Below are 17,279 nucleotides of genomic sequence, written 5' to 3' on the forward strand. Positions count from 1 at the left end.
CAGGGAAGTGACCAAGCACACGTCCCGGCTCGCGTCGCTGTCCGGTCGGCCGCACGCGCGGTGGCCGTCGGGACGGCGGGTGCGGCGGGTGGCCATGCTGAGCGTGCACACCTCGCCCTTGCATCAGCCGGGCACCGGGGACGCCGGCGGGATGAACGTGTACATCGTGGAGCTGGCCAAGCGGCTGGCCGAGCGGGGCATGGAGGTGGAGGTCTTCACGCGCGGGACCACCGGCGCTCTGCCGCCGTGCGTGGAGCTGGCCCCCGGGGTGCTGGTGCGGCACGTGACGGCGGGGCCGTACGAGGGTCTGGCCAAGGAGGACCTGCCGGCGCAGCTCTGCGCGTTCACGCACGGCGTGATGCAGGCATGGGCGGGCAACCGCCCGGGCCACTACGACCTGGTCCACTCGCACTACTGGCTGTCCGGCCAGGTGGGCTGGCTGGCCGCACAGCGCTGGGGCGTGCCGCTGGTGCACGCCATGCACACGATGGCCAAGGTCAAGAACGCCGCGCTGGCCGCCGACGACTGCCCCGAACCGCTCGCCCGGGTGATCGGCGAGACGCAGGTGGTGGACGCCGCGGACCGGCTGATCGCGAACACCGCGGAGGAGGCCGGGGAGCTGGTACGGCACTACGACGCGGCGCCCGGCAAGGTCGCGGTCGTCCATCCGGGCGTGGACCTGGACCTCTTCCGGCCTGGTGAGGGCAGGGCCGCGGCCCGCGCGCGGCTCGGCCTGCCGCAGGACGCGGTGGTCCCGCTGTTCGCGGGCCGGATCCAGCCGCTGAAGGCGCCCGACGTGCTGATCCGGGCGGTCGCGGTGCTGCTCGCGGAGGACCCGGCACTGCGCGACCGGCTGGTCGTGCCCGTGGTCGGCGGCCCGAGCGGCACCGGGCTGGCCCGCCCCGAGGCGCTGCACAAGCTGGCGGCCACGCTCGGCGTGAGCGACGTCGTACGGTTCCAGCCGCCGGTGGACCAGACGCGGCTGGCCGACTGGTACCGGGCGGCGACCGTCCTGGTGATGCCCTCGCACAGCGAATCGTTCGGGCTGGTGGCCATCGAGGCGCAGGCGTGCGGCACCCCGGTGATCGCGGCGCGGGTCGGCGGGCTGCCGGTGGCGGTGCGCGACGAGCACACCGGCTTCCTGGTCCCCGGGCACGACCCGCACGACTACGCCCGGGTGCTGCGCCGCTTCGTCGACCGGCCGGACCTCACCGAGCGCCTCGGCGCCGCCGCGGCCGGGCACGCCCGCGGCTTCGGCTGGGACACCGCGGCGAGGGACACGGCCGAGGTGTACGCGGCGGCGCTGCACGACCACCGCCGTCGCCTACGATCGGCCCATGGCTGACGGCAGCGGCGAGGACGCCGGCGACGACGGCGTACAAGACGGCGGCGTACGGGAGCGCGTACCCGGGACAGGCGTACGCCCGGAGCACGGATCCGACGGCGTACCGGAAGGGGCCGGCGGCCCGGACGGGCCCGAGCAGCGGCAGGCCCGGCAGGCCGTCGAGCAGGCGCTGGCCGAGGCCGGCCTGGAGTGGGACGCGCCGCGCCCGGGCACGTACGTCACCCAGCTGCCCGGCACCCGCAAGCTGTCCACCACCTGCCAGCTCATCGTCGGCCGGCACACCCTGTCGCTCAACGCCTTCGTGGTGCGCCGCCCCGACGAGAACCACGAGGCCGTCTACCGCTGGCTGCTGGAGCGGAATCTGCGGATGTACGGCGTCGCGTACGCGGTGGACCGGCTCGGCGACGTCTACCTGACCGCGCGGGTGCCGCTGGCCGCGGTCCGGCCCGACGAGGTGGACCGGCTGCTCGGCGCGGTCGCCGAACACTCCGACGGCCCCTTCAACACCCTGCTGGAGCTGGGCTTCGCCACGTCCATCCGCAAGGAGTACGCGTGGCGGGTGTCGCGGGGGGAGTCGACCCGCAATCTGGACGCTTTCGCGCGGCTGATCGCCGAGGAGGGCTGAGCGGGCCCTCGTACGACCGCCGACTCAGCGGCCCGGGGCGCCCGCCTCGCGCGCGGGGACGTCCTGGGGGTGCGGGTCCGCCGGAGCGGCGGCTTGCGCGGGGGCCGCCGGGACCGGGACGGCGACGGGAGCGTGGCGGGTGCGCAGCAGGACGTAGTAGCCGGCCGCGGTGACCGTACCGACCAGGGCGCAGCCGGCCCACACCGCGTCGCGGCCGAGGAGGTCCAGGGTGAGGCCACCCGCCAGCGGCCCGGCGAAGGAGGCGGCCGACCAGGCCAGCGTGTACATGCCCTGGTAGCGGCCGCGCGCCCGGGCCGGGGCCAGGTCGGCGACCACCGACATGGACGCCGGGGCGTGCACGATCTCGCCGACCGTCCACACCACGACCGTCAGGGCGTACATCCCGACCGTGCCGGCGAAGGCGGTCAGCCCGAAGCCCCAGCACGCCAGCAGGGAGCCGGCGGCCAGCAGGCCCGCGGTGGAACGGTCGCGCAGGAGGCGGGTCACCGGGATCTGCAGGATGACGATCAGTACGCCGTTGATCGCGGCGACCAGGCCGAACTGGCGGGCGGACAGGCCATGGTCGCCCATGTCGACGGCGAGGGTGGAGTTGCCCTGCTGCATCACGCTGCCGAGCAGGAAGGTGAGCGCGACCAGGGCCATGAAGCGCTGGTCGCGCAGGACGTCGGCCAAGCGGGTCTCGCGGACGTCCTTCGCGGGCCGCGCCGGGTCCGGGGTGTGCGGCTCACGCGCCGGGAGGGTCTCGCGGGCCTTGGCGTACACGACGAGCGCGCACAGCACGGTGGTGAGCGCGTCACCCAGGAACAGCCACAGGTAGCCGACCTCGGCGATGAAGCCGGCCGCGGCGGCCGAGACGCCGAAACCGATGTTGATCGCCCAGTAGTTGAGGGCGAAGGCGCGGACGCGGTCGGCGGGCGGGACCAGGTCGGCGATCATGGCCTGGAGGGCGGGGCGGGAGGCGTTGCTGGTCAGGCCGGCCAGGGCGGCGACGCAGGCGATGGCGGCCGGATGGGTGACCAGGCCGAGCACGGCGGTGGTGGCGGCCGCGCCGATCTGGGCGACGAGCAGGGTGCTGCGGCGGCCGACCCGGTCGGCGAGGACTCCGCCGAGGACCGCGCCGCCCGCGCCGCCGAGCCCGTAGAGGGCGGCGACCAGGCCCGCGTACGAGGCGGAGTAGCCGCGGTCCACCGTGAGATAGAGGGCCAGGAAGGTGACGACGAAGCCGCCGAGGCGGTTGACGAGGGTGCTGGTCCACAGCCACCAGAACTGGCGGGGCAGTCCCGCGGTCGTCTCCCGTATCGCGCGTGACAGTGCCGCCACCGTGCCTCCCCGTTCCCGGCCCCGCGGCCGTCCCCGTCATGGGCCCTGTAATGCCCGCGACCGCCGTGGGCAGATTACAGAGGGCGTCGGTGAGGCGCCACGGCATTTCGATTAGGCTCAGCGCCATGGCTGCTGCTGCGTACAAGCTGATCCTGCTCCGCCACGGCGAGAGCGAGTGGAACGCGAAGAACCTGTTCACCGGGTGGGTGGACGTCAACCTCAACGACAAGGGCGAGAAGGAGGCGGTCCGGGGCGGCGAGCTGCTCAAGGACGCCGGCCTGCTGCCCGATGTGCTGCACACCTCGCTGCTGAAGCGGGCCATCCGCACGTCGCAGCTGGCGCTGGAGGCCGCGGACCGCCACTGGATCCCGGTCCGCCGCTCCTGGCGGCTGAACGAGCGCCACTACGGTGCGCTGCAGGGCAAGGACAAGGCGCAGACCCTCGCGGAGTTCGGCGAGGAGCAGTTCATGCTGTGGCGCCGCTCCTACGACGTCCCGCCGCCGCCGCTGGCCGCCGACGCCGAGTTCTCCCAGGCCGACGACGCGCGCTACGCCACGATCCCGCCGGAGCTGCGCCCCGACACGGAATGCCTCAAGGACGTCGTGGCCCGGATGCTCCCGTACTGGTACGACGGCATCGTCCCCGACCTCCTGGCCGGCAACACGGTCCTGGTCGCCGCCCACGGCAACTCCCTGCGCGCCCTGGTCAAGCACCTCGACCAGATCTCCGACGAGGCGATCGCCACCCTCAACATCCCCACCGGCATCCCCCTCGTCTACGACCTCACCCCCGACTTCCGCCCCGTCACCCCCGGCGGCACCTACCTCGACCCCGAAGCGGCCGCGGCGGCGATCGAAGCGGTGAAGAACCAGGGCAAGAAGTAGGTCTTTTGTTTGACCATGCCCCCGACCTGCGGGTTCTCCGCGGGGCGGGGGGCATGGTGGTGGGGTGGTCGGGGCGCGGCTACTCGAAGAACTTCAGGCCCCAGCCGGTGTTGCTGGTCGCGCCGGGGACGTCGGCGCGGGTGTAGGTGGTGTTGCCCCACCAGCAGAAGGTGCCGGTGAACCAGTAGCGGTTGGACCAGGAGTACGGGGTGCCCTTGGGGACCGCGGTGAACATCAGGGGGAAGGTCGGGCCGGCCGGCGGGCTGGTGTTGATGTCGCCGTTGAGCAGGACGAAGCTGTGGCTGCCGGGGCCGTCGACGTAGAGGGTGGGGTCCCAGCCGGTCATCATCGTGTTGGCGTGGGAGCCGAACAGGCAGCCGTTCGACTTGTACCAGTCCCAGACATAGGTCGGGTCGCCGCCCGACCGCAGCCGCAGATCGGCCATGCAGTACTGGTCGCTCCAGCTTCCGTTGGCGGAGTAGACGATGTGCAGCTGGCCGTTCGGGTCCTTGATGGCCGCCGGCGCCTCGTTGATGTACGGGTTGCCGACCACCCGCTCCCAGCTCTCGCGCGGCTGCGAGATGATGTACCGCGCTCCGGTCGGCGTGGTCGGGCTGCTCATCCGGGCGATGTAGAGGTTCTGCTCGACGTTGGTGTCGCCCGCCCAGCCCGACCAGACGAACCACCGCTGACTGTTGAACGTGAACATGTTGCCGTCGATGGCCCACTTGTCGTCCGGCAGGGCCAGCTCGGTCTCCGCGCCGTACCCGCTGTTCGCGGTGGCCGAACTGATCACGTACATCCGGTGGGCCGATCCCGTGCCGGCCGTGAAGTAGATGTAGTACCGGCCGCCGTCCACCACGATCTCCGGGGCCCACACCTCACCGCGGCCCTTGGCGTCCGACCACACCTTCCGCGAAGTCGCCGCCCCCAGCGCGCTCGGGGAGGACGCCTCCCGCACCGCGACACCCCCGCCGGACGACTCCGCCGAGATGTACGTGCTGCCGACCCGGATGACGCTCGGATCCGCGTTGTGAATGGTGGTCTGGGACGCCTGTGCGGGCGCCGGGTACAGCAGCGCCAACAGCGCGGCCAGGGCACCGCTCAGTGTGAAGGCCAAGGCTCCCTTGAGACTTCGCAGATGCTTCATGGTCCCGTTCCATGGTCGGCCTCCGCTTCGACGCCGTCCGCCGGCGGCACGCCGACCGAGGCACGACGTCCGGTCAGAATCGCATCGGAGGGGGGATCTGGGCGCTCTGACCGTCCGGATTCCACCGCTTCCGCACAGGGCTCAACACCGCTGGGCGCACATTCCAACAGCATCCCGAATGGGTGTGGGCATGTCAATCAGTGGTGCAGCTTGCCGCATCCGCGCCTGGATACGCGGTGCCTGTCGTCGTGGACAGGTGGTTGGTCAGCGCCCGTAGATGTGGCCTCGCACCAAGGGATCGTTTTCCAGGACGAAGTCGGAGACCTGCCAGAACTCGGGCAGGCGGGGGTGCTGCAGGGCGGCTTCCCGGTCGAGCTTGTGGCCGAAGAGGGGGCCATCGGGGTTTACGAGGCCTGCGGTGACCAGAGTGGAAGCGGGTCCCGGGCGGTCGACGACGGGGCCCACTCGGCAGGCGAAGGAGATGTGGTCGTCCCACTGGTCGGGGCCCACGCCCCAGGTTCCGAAGATCACGTCTATCCAGGCGTCATGATCCTGGTCCCTGTGGTGGTAGCAGTTCGCGTAATAGAGCGCGTACGGGGCGCCGTTCGCGTGGACGAAGTTCCAGGCTCGTTCGATGGGGGCACCGCAGCAGTCGCACGTGAATTCGCGGGTCTGCCGGTCGGGGCCGAAGGTCAGTGGCATGACGCACATGATGGAGTACGGCCCGATCCGGGGTGCGCCGCGGGAGGCCGGTGCACGGGCGGGTGAAGGTGTCGCGAAGGTGGGGGCAGTGGGGGTGGGGAGGTCCTACGGTGTGGCCATGAACGCCAGGGACGCCGGTTCCGCGGACGAGTGGCCGTTGCCGCCGCCGTGGATGTGGGCCTGCAAGCAGTGCGCCGAGCTGTACAAGGCGATGAAGCGTGCGCCGGAGCTGGTGGAGGCCGCCCGGGAGGAGTTGGGCCCGGGGTACGACTGCGACCCCTTCGACTCGGTGCTCTCGACCCAGATCCGGCTGGCCCGCCACATCGCCCTCCACCACGCCGAACAGGTCCCGGACCCCGATCCGGCCTGCGCCCGCTGCCGTTCCGATCTGGCCAGCAGCACCATGCCGCCCGAACTGGTCATGGAACACCGCGCCCGTCACCTCTTCGCCCCACCCCGCATCGTCGAAGGGCTCTGACGTCCCGTCGGGTACGGCCTGGCATTCTGACGGCACGGCGCCCCCTGGACCTCCCGCCCATCGCCGATCTCGACTGGCTCGCCGTTTCCGCCGGGTGGCCTCGCCGGCCCTTGTCGATCGTTCAAAGCTCAGGAAAGGCTCAAATCAGGTGACATGGGGTGGGGGGTGGGGCACAGTCCGGGGGGAGACCTGGGGTGGCTCGGCGTGATCGGGGACGGGAGAAGCGGGGATGGCGATCGTGGGTGTGCTCGCGATGGGCATCGCGGGGCTGGCGGTGGTCGCCGTCGTGGCCGTGGTCCTGGGGCTGATCATCGTCGCCGGTCGGCGGCCCAGGAGGAGCGTGACGACTGCGCGCTGGTCGGCGTACTGGGGTGACGACGGCCGTGCGGTCGTACCGTCGGCTGTCGGTGCCCAATGCCTCCAAGAGGCGATCGAGCAGCAGCCCGGACATGGGGCCGGGGGCCACCACGGCCACCACGGACATCAGGGTCACCATGGGCATGGCGGCCACGGGTTGGAGCCCGCCGGCTTCGTCGGCGGGGGCGGGCATCATGACGCCGGCGGCGGGTTCCACAGCGGCCACCACAGCGGCGGACATCACGGCTGACCAACTCCTGCGACGCGTCCTGGCAGCCGGTCCCGGCAGCCCTGCCGAAGCTCTGGACAAGGCGGGCCCGTAGCGCCCGCCCATAGACAAAGGGAACGCTCAGGCCCCGCCCAAGTGCGGGCGGGGCCTGGGGTGCGGCAGCGGGAGGGGTCAGGACGTGCAGCCGCCGCATTGGCAGGGGCCGCCGGACTGGCAGCCGCAGCCGCAGCCCGAGCCGCAGCCGCAGGCGGCGACCAGGGGGAGCGGGATGCGCAGGGGAGCCTCCGCGTCGGAGGCGGGCAGGTCACGGACGGGCGATGGGGTGGCGGATTCCGGCATGGGTACACCCTCCTCTTGCTGGCCTGCCAGCCAGTCAACCGCCGGACGATCCGGCGTATCAAGGCGTATCCAGGGCGCACAAGGGCATACCACCTCGCGGTGCGGGGCGCGCGCGCCCCGCTCTCGCGCCCCACGCACGTACGTACCCCGGCCCGGACGGACACCGACCGCCCGCACCCGGAAGAGCGCCGCCCCGGGGGAAGCCCACCCCGCGCGACGCCCGCGACCCCGCCGCTACGGCTCGATCGGCGCCGGCGTCATCTCGTCCGCGTGCTCACCGGTCACCAGGTAAATGACCCGCTTCGCCACCGACACCGCATGATCGGCGAACCGCTCGTAGTATCGGCCCACCAGCGTCACGTCCACCGCGGTCTCGATCCCGTGCTTCCAGCGGTCGTCCAGCAGGTGCTGGAACAGCGTGCGGTGCAGGTCGTCCATGCGGTCGTCGTCGGCCTCGAGCTGAAGCGCCTCGTCCACGTCCTTGGTGACGATCACCTCGGCCGCCTTGGCCATGAGCCGCTGCGCGAGCTGGCCCATCTCCAGGATCGTGCTGTGCAGATCACCCGGCACCGCGGAAGCGGGGAACCGCAGCCGGGCGAGCTTGGCCACGTGCCGGGCCAGGTCGCCGGACCGTTCCAGATCCGCGCTCATCCGCAGCGAGGTGACCACGACCCGCAGGTCGGTGGCCACCGGCTGCTGCCGCGCCAGCAGGGCGATCGCCTGGTTCTCCAGGTCCCGCTGCAAACCGTCGACCTTCTCGTCCGCGGCGATCACACTCTCCGCGACGTTCAGGTCGGCGTCCAGCAGCGCGGTGGTCGCCCGGCCGATCGCGGAGCCGACGAGCCGCGCCATCTCGACCAGCGCGTCGCTGATCGAGTCGAGCTCCTCGTGATATGCGTCCCGCATCGCTTTCCTTCCCCTGGGTACGGAGACCCCGTACGCACGACACGGGTACGACGATCCGTACGGCAGTCCGTAGAACAGCTCATACGACTGTCCGTACGCCATACGTACCGACCGTACGGCCGTACGCCGCAAGGCCTCTCCTCCACGCTCCAACGCTGAAGGGGATACGCGTACCGGCCGCGCACCCGGAATGAATCAGCCCCCACGTGAAGGTGAACTCTTGGCAACGTACATCCGAGAGGTGTCTCACAGGGGTGTGGAGTGCTTGAAACGTCCACCTACCCTGGGCCCATGGACGTGAACGCGGCCGTCGCCGCGGCCTCTGCGACAGCCGGTCTGCTGACCGGCGTGATCGCCGTGCTCGCGTTCCGCTGGAGCGAGCGGGAACAGGCCCGCCCGACCCGTACCGCACTGCACACCGAGGCGGTACTGCCGCCGGGCGTGGACACGGTGCTGTCCGTGCTCAGGTCCTCCGCGGTCGTCCTGGACGAGGGCGACACCGTGGTCAAGGCCAGCTCGGCGGCGTACGCCCTCGGTCTGGTGCGCGGCGGCCGGCTGGCCGTCGACCAGATGCTGCAGATGGCGCGGGAGACCCGCCGCGACGGCGAGATACGGCAGGTCGAACTCGACCTGCCGCGCCGGGGCGCCGGGCGCGGGGAGGGCCTGGCGGTCTCCGCCCGGGTCGCCCCGCTGGGCTCCCGGCTGGTGCTGCTGCTGGTCGAGGACCTGACCGAGGCCCGTCGGATCGAAGCGGTACGGCGGGACTTCGTGGCCAATGTCAGCCACGAGCTCAAGACACCGGTCGGCGCGCTCTCGCTGCTGTCCGAGGCCGTGATGGACGCGGCCGACGACCCCGAGGCGGTCAACCGGTTCGCCGGGCGGATGCAGATCGAGGCCACCCGGCTGACCAGCCTGGTGCAGGAGATCATCGACCTGTCCCGGGTCCAGGACGACGACCTGCTCGACGACGCCGAGCCGGTCGCCGTGGACGACCTGGTCGCCGAGGCCGTGGACCGCTGCCGGCACCAGGCCAACACCAAACAGATCACCATGGCCACCGGTTCCGCCCCCGACCTGTTCATCTGGGGCAACCGCGGCCAGCTCGCCGCTGCCCTGGGCAATCTGGTGGAGAACGCGGTCAACTACAGTCCCGCCCGTACCCGGGTCGGCATCGCCGCCCGCCGCACCCCGGGGCCGGGGGGTTCCTCCCGCGCCGCGGGTTCCGGTACGGGCGCCTCCCGGGCCGGTGGCTCGGGCGGCTCCGGCGGTTCCGGTGGGGACTTCATCGAGATCTCCGTCACCGACCAGGGCATCGGCATCTCCGAGAAGGACCGCGAACGGGTCTTCGAGCGCTTCTACCGGGTCGATCCGGCGCGCTCGCGGGCCACCGGCGGCACCGGGCTCGGCCTGTCCATCGTCAAGCACGTGGCCGCCTCGCACGGCGGGGAGGTCACCGTGTGGAGCGTCGAAGGGCAGGGCTCCACTTTCACACTGCGGCTTCCCGAGGCCGGGATCGCCCGCGACCGCGCGCTTGCGCCCGGCACCGACCCTGTTGCCGAGGCGGAGGCCGACCCGGCCGACGAGCCGTCGGACGATCAGCTTTTCCAGACCCTCCCCGAACACATCCCCGCCCCGGAGGTCCTTCCGTGACCCGCGTACTCGTCGTCGAGGACGAAGAGTCCTTCAGCGACGCGCTGTCGTACATGCTCCGCAAGGAGGGCTTCGAGGTCGCCATCTCCGCGACCGGGCCCGACGCGCTGGACGAATTCGAGCGCAATGGCGCCGACCTGGTCCTGCTCGACCTGATGCTGCCCGGACTGCCCGGCACCGAGGTGTGCCGCCAGCTCCGCCTGAAGTCCAATGTCCCCGTCATCATGGTGACCGCCAAGGACAGCGAGATCGACAAGGTCGTCGGCCTGGAGATAGGCGCCGACGACTACGTCACCAAGCCGTTCTCCTCGCGCGAGCTGGTCGCCCGCATCCGCGCGGTGCTGCGCCGCCGCGGCGAGCCGGAGGAGATCTCGCCGGCCGCCCTGGAGGCCGGGCCGGTCCGGATGGACGTGGACCGGCACGTCGTCACGGTCGGCGGCGGCAAGGTCGACCTGCCGCTGAAGGAGTTCGACCTGCTGGAGATGCTGCTGCGCAACGCCGGCCGGGTGCTGACCCGGATGCAGCTCATCGACCGGGTGTGGGGCGCGGACTACGTCGGCGACACCAAGACCCTCGACGTGCACGTCAAGCGGCTGCGCGCCAAGATCGAGCCGGACCCGGGCGCCCCGCGCTACCTGGTGACCGTCCGCGGCCTCGGCTACAAGTTCGAGCCGTAAACCGCGGGCGGGCGGTCCGCGGGTGGGCAGTCCGGTCGCGAATTCCATACGGCAAAGGGCGCGCGCCGTCGTGGCGCGCGCCCTGCTCGTACGTGCGTACGTGACGCGTCCGCAGGTGACGTCGTACGGGTCCGCCCGCCGCACAGGCGACGAGCGGAGCCGTGGGCGTCACCGGGTGGGCGTGCTCGTCGGGGTGGCGGTGGAGCCGGCCGTCGCGCCCTTCGTGGACTTGTGGCCCTTGCCGGAGCTGGAGCCGGGGGACGCCGTGCCGGTCGGGGTGGCGGTCGAGCCGGGCGTGGCCGTCCCACCGGGCGTGGCGGTCGGGGACGGCGGCGTGGACGGGGCCAGCGAGCCGGGACCGTAGGGCTCGAAGAAGCCGGCCGCCGGGGTCACGTTGATCGGCAGGGAGACCGCGCCGGACGAGCTGAACACGAACACCGCGTTCTGCACGTCACCATTGCGCAGCGTCTCGGCGCCGCTGTTCAGCACGGCTGCCGGGTTGCCCTGACCGCCGAGCAGCACCGTGCCGTGCGCCGGGACGGTGACCGTCGAGCTGCCGTTCTTGTCCTTCAGCGTGGCGACGAGTCCGCCCGCGATCTGGACGGCCTGGAGCGTCTGCGTGCTGGTGCCGTTGTTGAACAGCCGGGCCGAGACGGTGGCCGGGCCGCTGGTCTGGGTGAGCACCCAGGCGTTCTGCACCTGGATCGAACCCTTGGTGACCTCGGCGTTGTCCGGCTTGATGTGCAGGGTCTGCGAGCTGCTGCCGGCCGCGCAGGCGGTCAGCGGCGCGAGCGAGAGCGCGAGGACGGCGGCGAGGCCGCCGCGACGGAAGCTGCGGACCACGGCGGCGCATCTCCTTGGGCAGGTCGGGAAGATCTTCCAGCGGCCATAGATTACCGAGGCCCCCTGCCGCTCGTGCACGGGGGCTCGCTTTAACCGGCCGCCGATTACCCGCCCTTTTTCCATGACTGCGCAAAATTGGATCTTCGGCCTCATCTTCGCGTGATCTCCGGCCGGTGTTCATCCACCGTCCGTGTCCACTTCCGCCCCGCTGACCTGGCGGGGAGGTGAACAGGGGATGATCCGGGAAGCTTCCGCGGGTTCTGCCGGCCGACATCTGTGGAACCCGAACGGAGTAGCGAAGATCCACTCCTGCGGGAGTGACAAAGCGGGACGTATCGCCTCGTCTACCCGGTCTTCCAGGGGCGTAACGGGCGTGTTTCACCCTCCCCGCATACCGGCTCCGACCTGCGAATACCCCCTTCGTGAGGCCCCCTCCAGCACGTCCCGGGGGCGCTTGTCAAGCCCCGAGATATGCCCTGACCTGCGAAAACGCCATTCAGAAGAAGCCCTTCCCGTGTTACCCTGGATAGCCACGGAAGGGGTACCTGTCACATGACGTTCAAGGTTGGCGACACCGTGGTCTATCCCCATCACGGGGCCGCGCTGATCGAGGCCATCGAAATTCGCCAGATCAAAGGCGTGGACAAGACCTACTTGGTGCTCAAGGTCGCCCAGGGCGACCTGACAGTGCGTGTGCCCGCGGACAACGCGGAGTTCGTCGGCGTGCGCGACGTGGTCGGTCAGGAGGGCCTGGACCGGGTCTTCGAGGTGCTGCGCGCGCCGTACACCGAGGAGCCCACGAACTGGTCCCGCCGATACAAGGCAAATCTGGAAAAACTCGCCTCCGGCGACGTCATCAAGGTCGCGGAAGTCGTGCGCGACCTGTGGCGCCGGGAGCGTGAGCGGGGCCTGTCGGCCGGCGAGAAGCGCATGCTCGCCAAGGCGCGGCAGATCCTGGTCAGCGAGCTCGCCCTGGCGGAGAACACCAACGAGGACAAGGCCGAGACGCTGCTCGACGAGGTCCTCGCGTCGTAAGACCGTCCCTTCCGGGCGGTCGCCGAACCGTCCACCTTGGACGCTCTCGTGCCGCTCGTCACATGCCGTGCCTCCCCCCGGACCGCGCCGGGCGGGAGGCCCGACGCCTCTGCGACGTGCCGGCAACCGAAGACGCACCCCGGGGAAACCCGTCCCCGGGGACCTGCCGTGGCACCCGGTCGAGCGCGACTGCCGGGTGCTGCGGCATGCTGTTCACGGCGTCACCGGACTTCACGGAAGGGGTCCGGAAGAGGCCGTACCCGGCACGTTGAGTGCGATACCCATCTCATACAAGGACACAAACCTGCGTACCGCTGCCGTCATTCCCGCTGCCGGACGTGGCGTCCGGCTGGGCCCCGGCGTGCCCAAGGCGCTGCGCACGCTCGGCGGGGTTCCCATCCTGGTGCACGCGGTCCGGGCGATGGCCCGCGCCCGCGCCGTGCAGGTGATCGTCGTCGTGGCGCCGCCCGACGGTACCGCCGAGGTCAGAGCCCTGCTGGACGCCCACGGCATGCCGGAGTCCACCGACATAAAGGTGGTCGCCGGCGGCGAGGCGCGGCAGGAATCGGTCCGCCTGGGGCTGGCCGCGCTGCCCGACGACGTGGACGTGGTGCTGGTCCACGACGCCGCCCGCCCCCTGGTGCCGGTCGACACCGTCGAAGCCGTCGCCGAGGCGGTACGGGCCGGCGCGCCCGCCGTGGTGCCCGCGCTGCCGCTGGCCGACACCGTCAAGACCGTCGATCCGGACACCGGCCTGGTCACCGGCACCCCGCGGCGCGCCCTGCTGCGGGCCGTGCAGACCCCGCAGGGCTTCGACCGGGCCACCCTCGTCAAGGCGCACGACACCGTCACCCACGACGTCACCGACGACGCGAGCATGGTCGAACAGCTCGGGGTGCCGGTGCAGGTGGTGCCGGGCCACGAGGAGGCCTTCAAGGTCACCCGCCCGCTGGACCTGGTGCTCGCCGAGGCGGTCCTGGCGCGCAGGAGGGCCACCGATGGCTACTGAGCCGGCCGCCGAGGCCCTTGGAAGCGTCGCCGGGCTGCCCCCGCTGCCCCAGGTCGGCGTCGGCACCGACATCCACGCCTTCGAGGAGGGCCGCGAGCTGTGGTGCGCGGGCCTGCTGTGGGAGGGCGAGGGTCCGGGGCTGGCCGGCCACTCCGACGCCGACGTGGTCGCGCACGCCGCCTGCAACGCACTGTTCTCCGCGGCCGGCCTCGGCGACCTCGGCGCCCACTTCGGCACCTCGCGCCCAGAGTGGTCCGGCGCCTCCGGTGTGACCTTGCTCACCGAGGCGGCCCGGATCGTCCGCGCCGCCGGCTACGTGATCGGCAACGTCGCGGTCCAGGTCGTCGGCAACCGCCCCAAAATCGGCAAGCGCCGCCACGAGGCCCAGAAGGTCCTCTCGGCGGCCGTCGGCGCCCCGGTGGCGGTCAGCGCCGCCACCACCGACGGTCTCGGCTTCACCGGCCGCGGAGAGGGCCTGGCGGCGATCGCCACCGCCCTGGTGGTCCGGGTCGGCCCGGCGACGGGCTGAGACGTACAGGGGCGGCGCCCGCGGCCGTACGGGACGGGCAACGGGCGGCGCCCGTACGAAGAACGTGTGAAGCCTGTACGACGCCCGCGTGACGCCGTACGAAGCGCGTATGAAGCCGGTACGGAAGGGCTCCCCGTACGGCCCAATCGCGGGAATCCCCCCGGAGCCCCCGCGCGTTGGCCGGGTTGATCGCCCGCTCCGTGAAAGGACCCCCGCAATGGCCACCACCCTGTCCGAGTCCGCCCGCGCCTTGCTCGACGGCAAGAACTTCGCCACCGTCGCCACCGTCCAGGCCGACGGCCGGCCGCAGCAGAGCGTCGTATGGGTGATGCGGGACGGCGACGAGGTGATCTTCTCGGTGCTGGCGGTCCGGCAGAAGTACCACAACCTGGCCCGCGACCCCCGGCTCAGCGTCCTGGTGACGGAGGTCGACAACCCGTACGCGTACGCCGAGATCCGCGGCACCGCCACCCTGGTGCCGGCCGAGAACACCGAGACGGTCGACGCGCTGAGCGTGAAGTACACCGGGAAGCCGTACACCTTCGACGAGCCCGGCGCCCGCCGGGTCACCGTCCGCGTCACCCCCGAGCACGTGGTCGAGCGCGCCTGACCCCTCGGGCCGGGACCCCGGCCCGGATCATTGACCGAACACTGCGCAATTGTCACGGCTGTGTGTGCCCTGCGCCCAACCGCGCAAGGCACACGCTCCGGCCCACTACCCTTGAAGGCGTGACTATTCGCCTGTACGACACCAACGCGCGCCAGGTACGCGACTTCGTCCCGCTCACGCCGGGCCGCGTCTCGATCTACCTGTGCGGCGCGACCGTACAGGCCGCCCCGCACATCGGCCACATCCGGTCGGGGCTCAACTTCGACATCCTCCAGCGCTGGTTCCGCTACCGCGGCTACGACGTGACGTTCATCCGCAATGTCACGGACATCGACGACAAGATCATCACCAAGGCCGCCGCCCAGGAGCGGCCCTGGTGGTCCATCGGGTACGAGAACGAGCGCGCCTTCACCGCCGGTTACGACGCGCTCGGCTGCCAACCGCCCTCGTACGAGCCGCGGGCCACCGGCCATGTGCCGGAAATGATCGAAATGATGCAGGGCCTGATCGAGCGCGGTCACGCGTACGCCGTCGACGGCAACGTCTACTTCGACGTCCACTCCTTCCCCGGCTACCTGGCGCTGTCCAACCAGGAACTGGACAACCTCAAGCAGCCCGAGGGGGAGGGCGAGACCGGCAAGCGCGACCAGCGCGACTTCGCCATGTGGAAGGCGGCCAAGCCCGGCGAGCCGTCCTGGGACACGCCCTGGGGCCGCGGCCGGCCCGGCTGGCACCTGGAGTGCTCGGCGATGGCCCACAAGTACCTGGGCCGCGCCTTCGACATCCACGGCGGCGGCATCGACCTGATCTTCCCGCACCACGAGAACGAGATCGCGCAGGCCGTGGCCTACGGCGACGAATTCGCCCGCTACTGGGTGCACAACGCCTGGGTCACCATGAGCGGCGAGAAGATGAGCAAGTCGCTCGACAACTCGGTGCTGGTCTCCGACATGGTCCAGCGCTGGCGCCCCATTGTGCTGCGCTACTACCTGGGCACCCCGCACTACCGGTCGATGATCGAGTACAGCGAGGAGGCCCTGCGCGAGGCCGAGGCCGCCTTCGCCCGCATCGAGGGCTTCGTGCAGCGGGTGGTGGAGAAGGCCGGCACCGTGGAACCCGCCGCGCAGGTGCCGCCCGCCTTCGCCGAGGCCATGGACGAGGACCTGGGCGTCCCGCAGGCGCTCGCCGTGGTGCACACGACCGTACGCCAGGGCAACAGCGCGCTGTCCGCCGACGACAAGGAAACCGCGGTCGCGCGGCTGGCCGACGTCCGTGCGATGCTCGGAGTACTGGGCCTGGACCCGCTCGACGCGCACTGGGCGGGCACCGACCGCGGCGACGACCTGCACGGCGTGGTGGACTCCCTGGTCCGCCTGGTGCTGGAACAGCGGCAGTCGGCCCGGGCCCGCAAGGACTACGGGACCGCCGACGCGATCCGCGACCAGCTCGTCCAGGCCGGCCTGGAGATCGAGGACACCCCGACCGGCTCCCGCTGGACCCTGCGCGGCTGACCGCCGCGGGGTCCCGGCGCGCGAGCGACGCATGACCTACGCACGAAGCGTGCGACCCGACGCAGAAGAGTGAGAGTGCCCCATGGCCGGCAACAGCCAGCGCAGGAACCGCCGTACGTCCAACAAGAAGGGCGCCACGGTCGGCAGCGGCGGGCAGCGGCGCCGGGCCCTGGAGGGCAAGGGCCCCACGCCCCCCGCCGAGATGCGCAAGGGCCACAAGAAGTTCCGCGCGGCCAACGCGCAGGCCAAGCGCGGCGCCACCCAGCCCCGGCGCCGTACCGGACGCCCCAACAAGGACGCGCCCGAACTCGTCGTCGGCCGTAACCCGGTGGTCGAGGCGCTGCGCGCCGAGATCCCCGCGACCGCCGTCTATGTGCAGCAGTTCATCGACAACGACGACCGGGTGCGCGAGACGCTGAGCCTGGCGGCCGACCGCGGGGTGCCGCTGATGGAGGCCTCCCGCCCCGAACTCGACCGGCTCACCGGCGGTCTGAACCACCAGGGCGTCGCGCTGCAGATTCCCCCGTACGAGTACGCGCACCCCGACGACCTGGTGGCCGACGCCGCGGACATCGGCGAGGACCCGCTGATCGTCGCCCTGGACGGGGTGACCGACCCGCGCAACCTGGGTGCCGTGGTGCGTTCGGTCGCGGCCTTCGGCGGTCACGGCGTGGTCGTGCCCGAGCGGCGCGCCGCCGGGATGACGGCCGGCGCCTGGAAGACCTCGGCCGGCACCGCGGCCCGGGTGTCCGTCGCCCGGGCCGGCAATCTCACCCGCGCCCTGGAGGCGTACCAGAAGGCGGGCCTGACCGTGGTCGGCCTGTCCGCGGACGGCGGCGTCGCGCTGCACGAACTCGAAGTCCTGGACGGGCCGGTGGTGATCGTGGCCGGCAGCGAGGGCAAGGGGCTGTCCCGGCTGGTCGGCGAGACCTGCGACCTGCTGGTGCGCATCCCGATGCCGGGCGGCGCGGAATCCCTCAACGCCGGTGTGGCGGCCGGGATCGTGCTGTACGAGGCCGCGCGGCGCCGGGACAGCTGAGGGCCGCGGGGGCCCAGGTC

At 71.6% G+C, this 17,279-nt stretch carries 18 protein-coding genes; 13 read left to right on the top strand and 5 right to left on the bottom strand.

Going from position 1 to position 17,279, the window contains the following annotated elements; all coding sequences use genetic code 11:
- Positions 1-7 precede the first annotated feature (7 nt).
- Together mshA and ITX44_RS28845 are read left to right on the top strand one after the other, a co-directional pair.
- Entirely contained in the window at positions 8-1,345 is a 1,338-nt protein-coding gene (mshA, locus tag ITX44_RS28840) for a D-inositol-3-phosphate glycosyltransferase (protein WP_372441018.1), read from the top strand.
- Positions 1,338-1,970: a YbjN domain-containing protein gene (locus ITX44_RS28845; RefSeq protein WP_205360564.1), complete on the top strand. Its 633-nt coding sequence runs from the start codon at positions 1,338-1,340 to the stop codon at positions 1,968-1,970. The genes mshA and ITX44_RS28845 overlap by 8 nt, the downstream gene beginning before the upstream one ends.
- A gap of 24 nt (positions 1,971-1,994) precedes the next feature.
- Here ITX44_RS28845 and ITX44_RS28850 read toward each other — a convergent pair whose 3' ends face one another.
- Complete coding sequence (locus tag ITX44_RS28850) at positions 1,995-3,311, bottom strand: MDR family MFS transporter (protein WP_205360566.1); 1,317 nt, start codon at positions 3,309-3,311, stop codon at positions 1,995-1,997.
- A 125-nt stretch (positions 3,312-3,436) separates the two neighbouring features.
- On the opposite strand from ITX44_RS28850, the gene ITX44_RS28855 reads away from it, so the two are divergent.
- Positions 3,437-4,195 carry a phosphoglyceromutase gene (locus ITX44_RS28855; protein ID WP_205360568.1) on the top strand — a complete coding sequence of 253 codons (759 nt, stop codon included), beginning with the start codon at positions 3,437-3,439 and terminating at the stop codon, positions 4,193-4,195.
- Positions 4,196-4,274: 79 nt separating this feature from the next.
- On the opposite strand, the gene ITX44_RS28860 is transcribed toward ITX44_RS28855, so the two are convergent.
- Together ITX44_RS28860 and ITX44_RS28865 are read right to left on the bottom strand one after the other, a co-directional pair.
- Positions 4,275-5,345, bottom strand: a complete 1,071-nt coding sequence (locus ITX44_RS28860; RefSeq protein ID WP_205360570.1) for a glycoside hydrolase family 43 protein — start codon at positions 5,343-5,345, stop codon at positions 4,275-4,277.
- A 264-nt stretch (positions 5,346-5,609) separates the two neighbouring features.
- Positions 5,610-6,047 carry a hypothetical protein gene (locus ITX44_RS28865; RefSeq protein ID WP_205360572.1) on the bottom strand — a complete coding sequence of 146 codons (438 nt, stop codon included), beginning with the start codon at positions 6,045-6,047 and terminating at the stop codon, positions 5,610-5,612.
- Between the two features lie 118 nt (positions 6,048-6,165).
- Here ITX44_RS28865 and ITX44_RS28870 point away from each other — a divergent pair, with 118 nt between their 5' ends.
- Both ITX44_RS28870 and ITX44_RS28875 read left to right on the top strand, forming a co-directional pair.
- On the top strand, positions 6,166-6,525 hold the full coding sequence (locus ITX44_RS28870; RefSeq protein ID WP_236061895.1) for a hypothetical protein: 360 nt from the start codon (positions 6,166-6,168) through the stop codon (positions 6,523-6,525).
- A gap of 229 nt (positions 6,526-6,754) precedes the next feature.
- Positions 6,755-7,132, top strand: a complete 378-nt coding sequence (locus ITX44_RS28875; protein WP_205360574.1) for a hypothetical protein — start codon at positions 6,755-6,757, stop codon at positions 7,130-7,132.
- A 552-nt stretch (positions 7,133-7,684) separates the two neighbouring features.
- Here ITX44_RS28875 and phoU read toward each other — a convergent pair.
- The gene (gene phoU, locus ITX44_RS28880; RefSeq protein ID WP_205360576.1) at positions 7,685-8,356 is read right to left on the bottom strand and encodes a phosphate signaling complex protein PhoU; all 672 of its coding nucleotides are present in this window, start codon (positions 8,354-8,356) and stop codon (positions 7,685-7,687) included.
- A 291-nt stretch (positions 8,357-8,647) separates the two neighbouring features.
- On the opposite strand from phoU, the gene phoR reads away from it, so the two are divergent.
- The gene (phoR, locus tag ITX44_RS28885) at positions 8,648-10,006 is read left to right on the top strand and encodes a two-component system sensor histidine kinase PhoR (RefSeq protein ID WP_205360578.1); all 1,359 of its coding nucleotides are present in this window, start codon (positions 8,648-8,650) and stop codon (positions 10,004-10,006) included.
- Entirely contained in the window at positions 10,003-10,683 is a 681-nt protein-coding gene (phoP, locus tag ITX44_RS28890) for a two-component system response regulator PhoP (RefSeq protein ID WP_031525271.1), read from the top strand. Before phoR ends, phoP begins: the two co-directional genes overlap by 4 nt.
- 168 nt (positions 10,684-10,851) lie before the next feature.
- Here phoP and ITX44_RS28895 read toward each other — a convergent pair whose 3' ends face one another.
- Positions 10,852-11,526 carry a DUF461 domain-containing protein gene (locus ITX44_RS28895; protein ID WP_205360580.1) on the bottom strand — a complete coding sequence of 225 codons (675 nt, stop codon included), beginning with the start codon at positions 11,524-11,526 and terminating at the stop codon, positions 10,852-10,854.
- A gap of 552 nt (positions 11,527-12,078) precedes the next feature.
- On the opposite strand from ITX44_RS28895, the gene ITX44_RS28900 reads away from it, so the two are divergent.
- The 6 genes from ITX44_RS28900 (at position 12,079) to rlmB (ending at position 17,259) form a co-directional block, all read left to right on the top strand.
- Positions 12,079-12,561, top strand: coding sequence for a CarD family transcriptional regulator (locus ITX44_RS28900; RefSeq protein ID WP_205360582.1), 483 nt, complete (start codon positions 12,079-12,081; stop codon positions 12,559-12,561).
- A gap of 277 nt (positions 12,562-12,838) precedes the next feature.
- A complete protein-coding gene (gene ispD, locus ITX44_RS28905) occupies positions 12,839-13,570 on the top strand; it encodes a 2-C-methyl-D-erythritol 4-phosphate cytidylyltransferase (RefSeq protein WP_205360756.1) in 732 nt (243 codons plus the stop codon).
- The gene (ispF, locus tag ITX44_RS28910; RefSeq protein WP_205360590.1) at positions 13,560-14,099 is read left to right on the top strand and encodes a 2-C-methyl-D-erythritol 2,4-cyclodiphosphate synthase; all 540 of its coding nucleotides are present in this window, start codon (positions 13,560-13,562) and stop codon (positions 14,097-14,099) included. The genes ispD and ispF overlap by 11 nt, the downstream gene beginning before the upstream one ends.
- Positions 14,100-14,316: 217 nt before the next feature.
- On the top strand, positions 14,317-14,709 hold the full coding sequence (locus tag ITX44_RS28915) for a PPOX class F420-dependent oxidoreductase (protein ID WP_205360592.1): 393 nt from the start codon (positions 14,317-14,319) through the stop codon (positions 14,707-14,709).
- Positions 14,710-14,828: 119 nt separating this feature from the next.
- Entirely contained in the window at positions 14,829-16,220 is a 1,392-nt protein-coding gene (gene cysS / locus ITX44_RS28920) for a cysteine--tRNA ligase (RefSeq protein WP_205360594.1), read from the top strand.
- Between the two features lie 82 nt (positions 16,221-16,302).
- Positions 16,303-17,259 (top strand): 23S rRNA (guanosine(2251)-2'-O)-methyltransferase RlmB, encoded by a 957-nt coding sequence (gene rlmB, locus ITX44_RS28925; protein WP_205360596.1) that lies wholly within the window; start codon positions 16,303-16,305, stop codon positions 17,257-17,259.
- Positions 17,260-17,279 lie beyond the last annotated feature (20 nt).

Source organism: Actinacidiphila acididurans, assembly GCF_016918855.1.
GTDB classification, from domain to species: domain Bacteria; phylum Actinomycetota; class Actinomycetes; order Streptomycetales; family Streptomycetaceae; genus Actinacidiphila; species Actinacidiphila acididurans.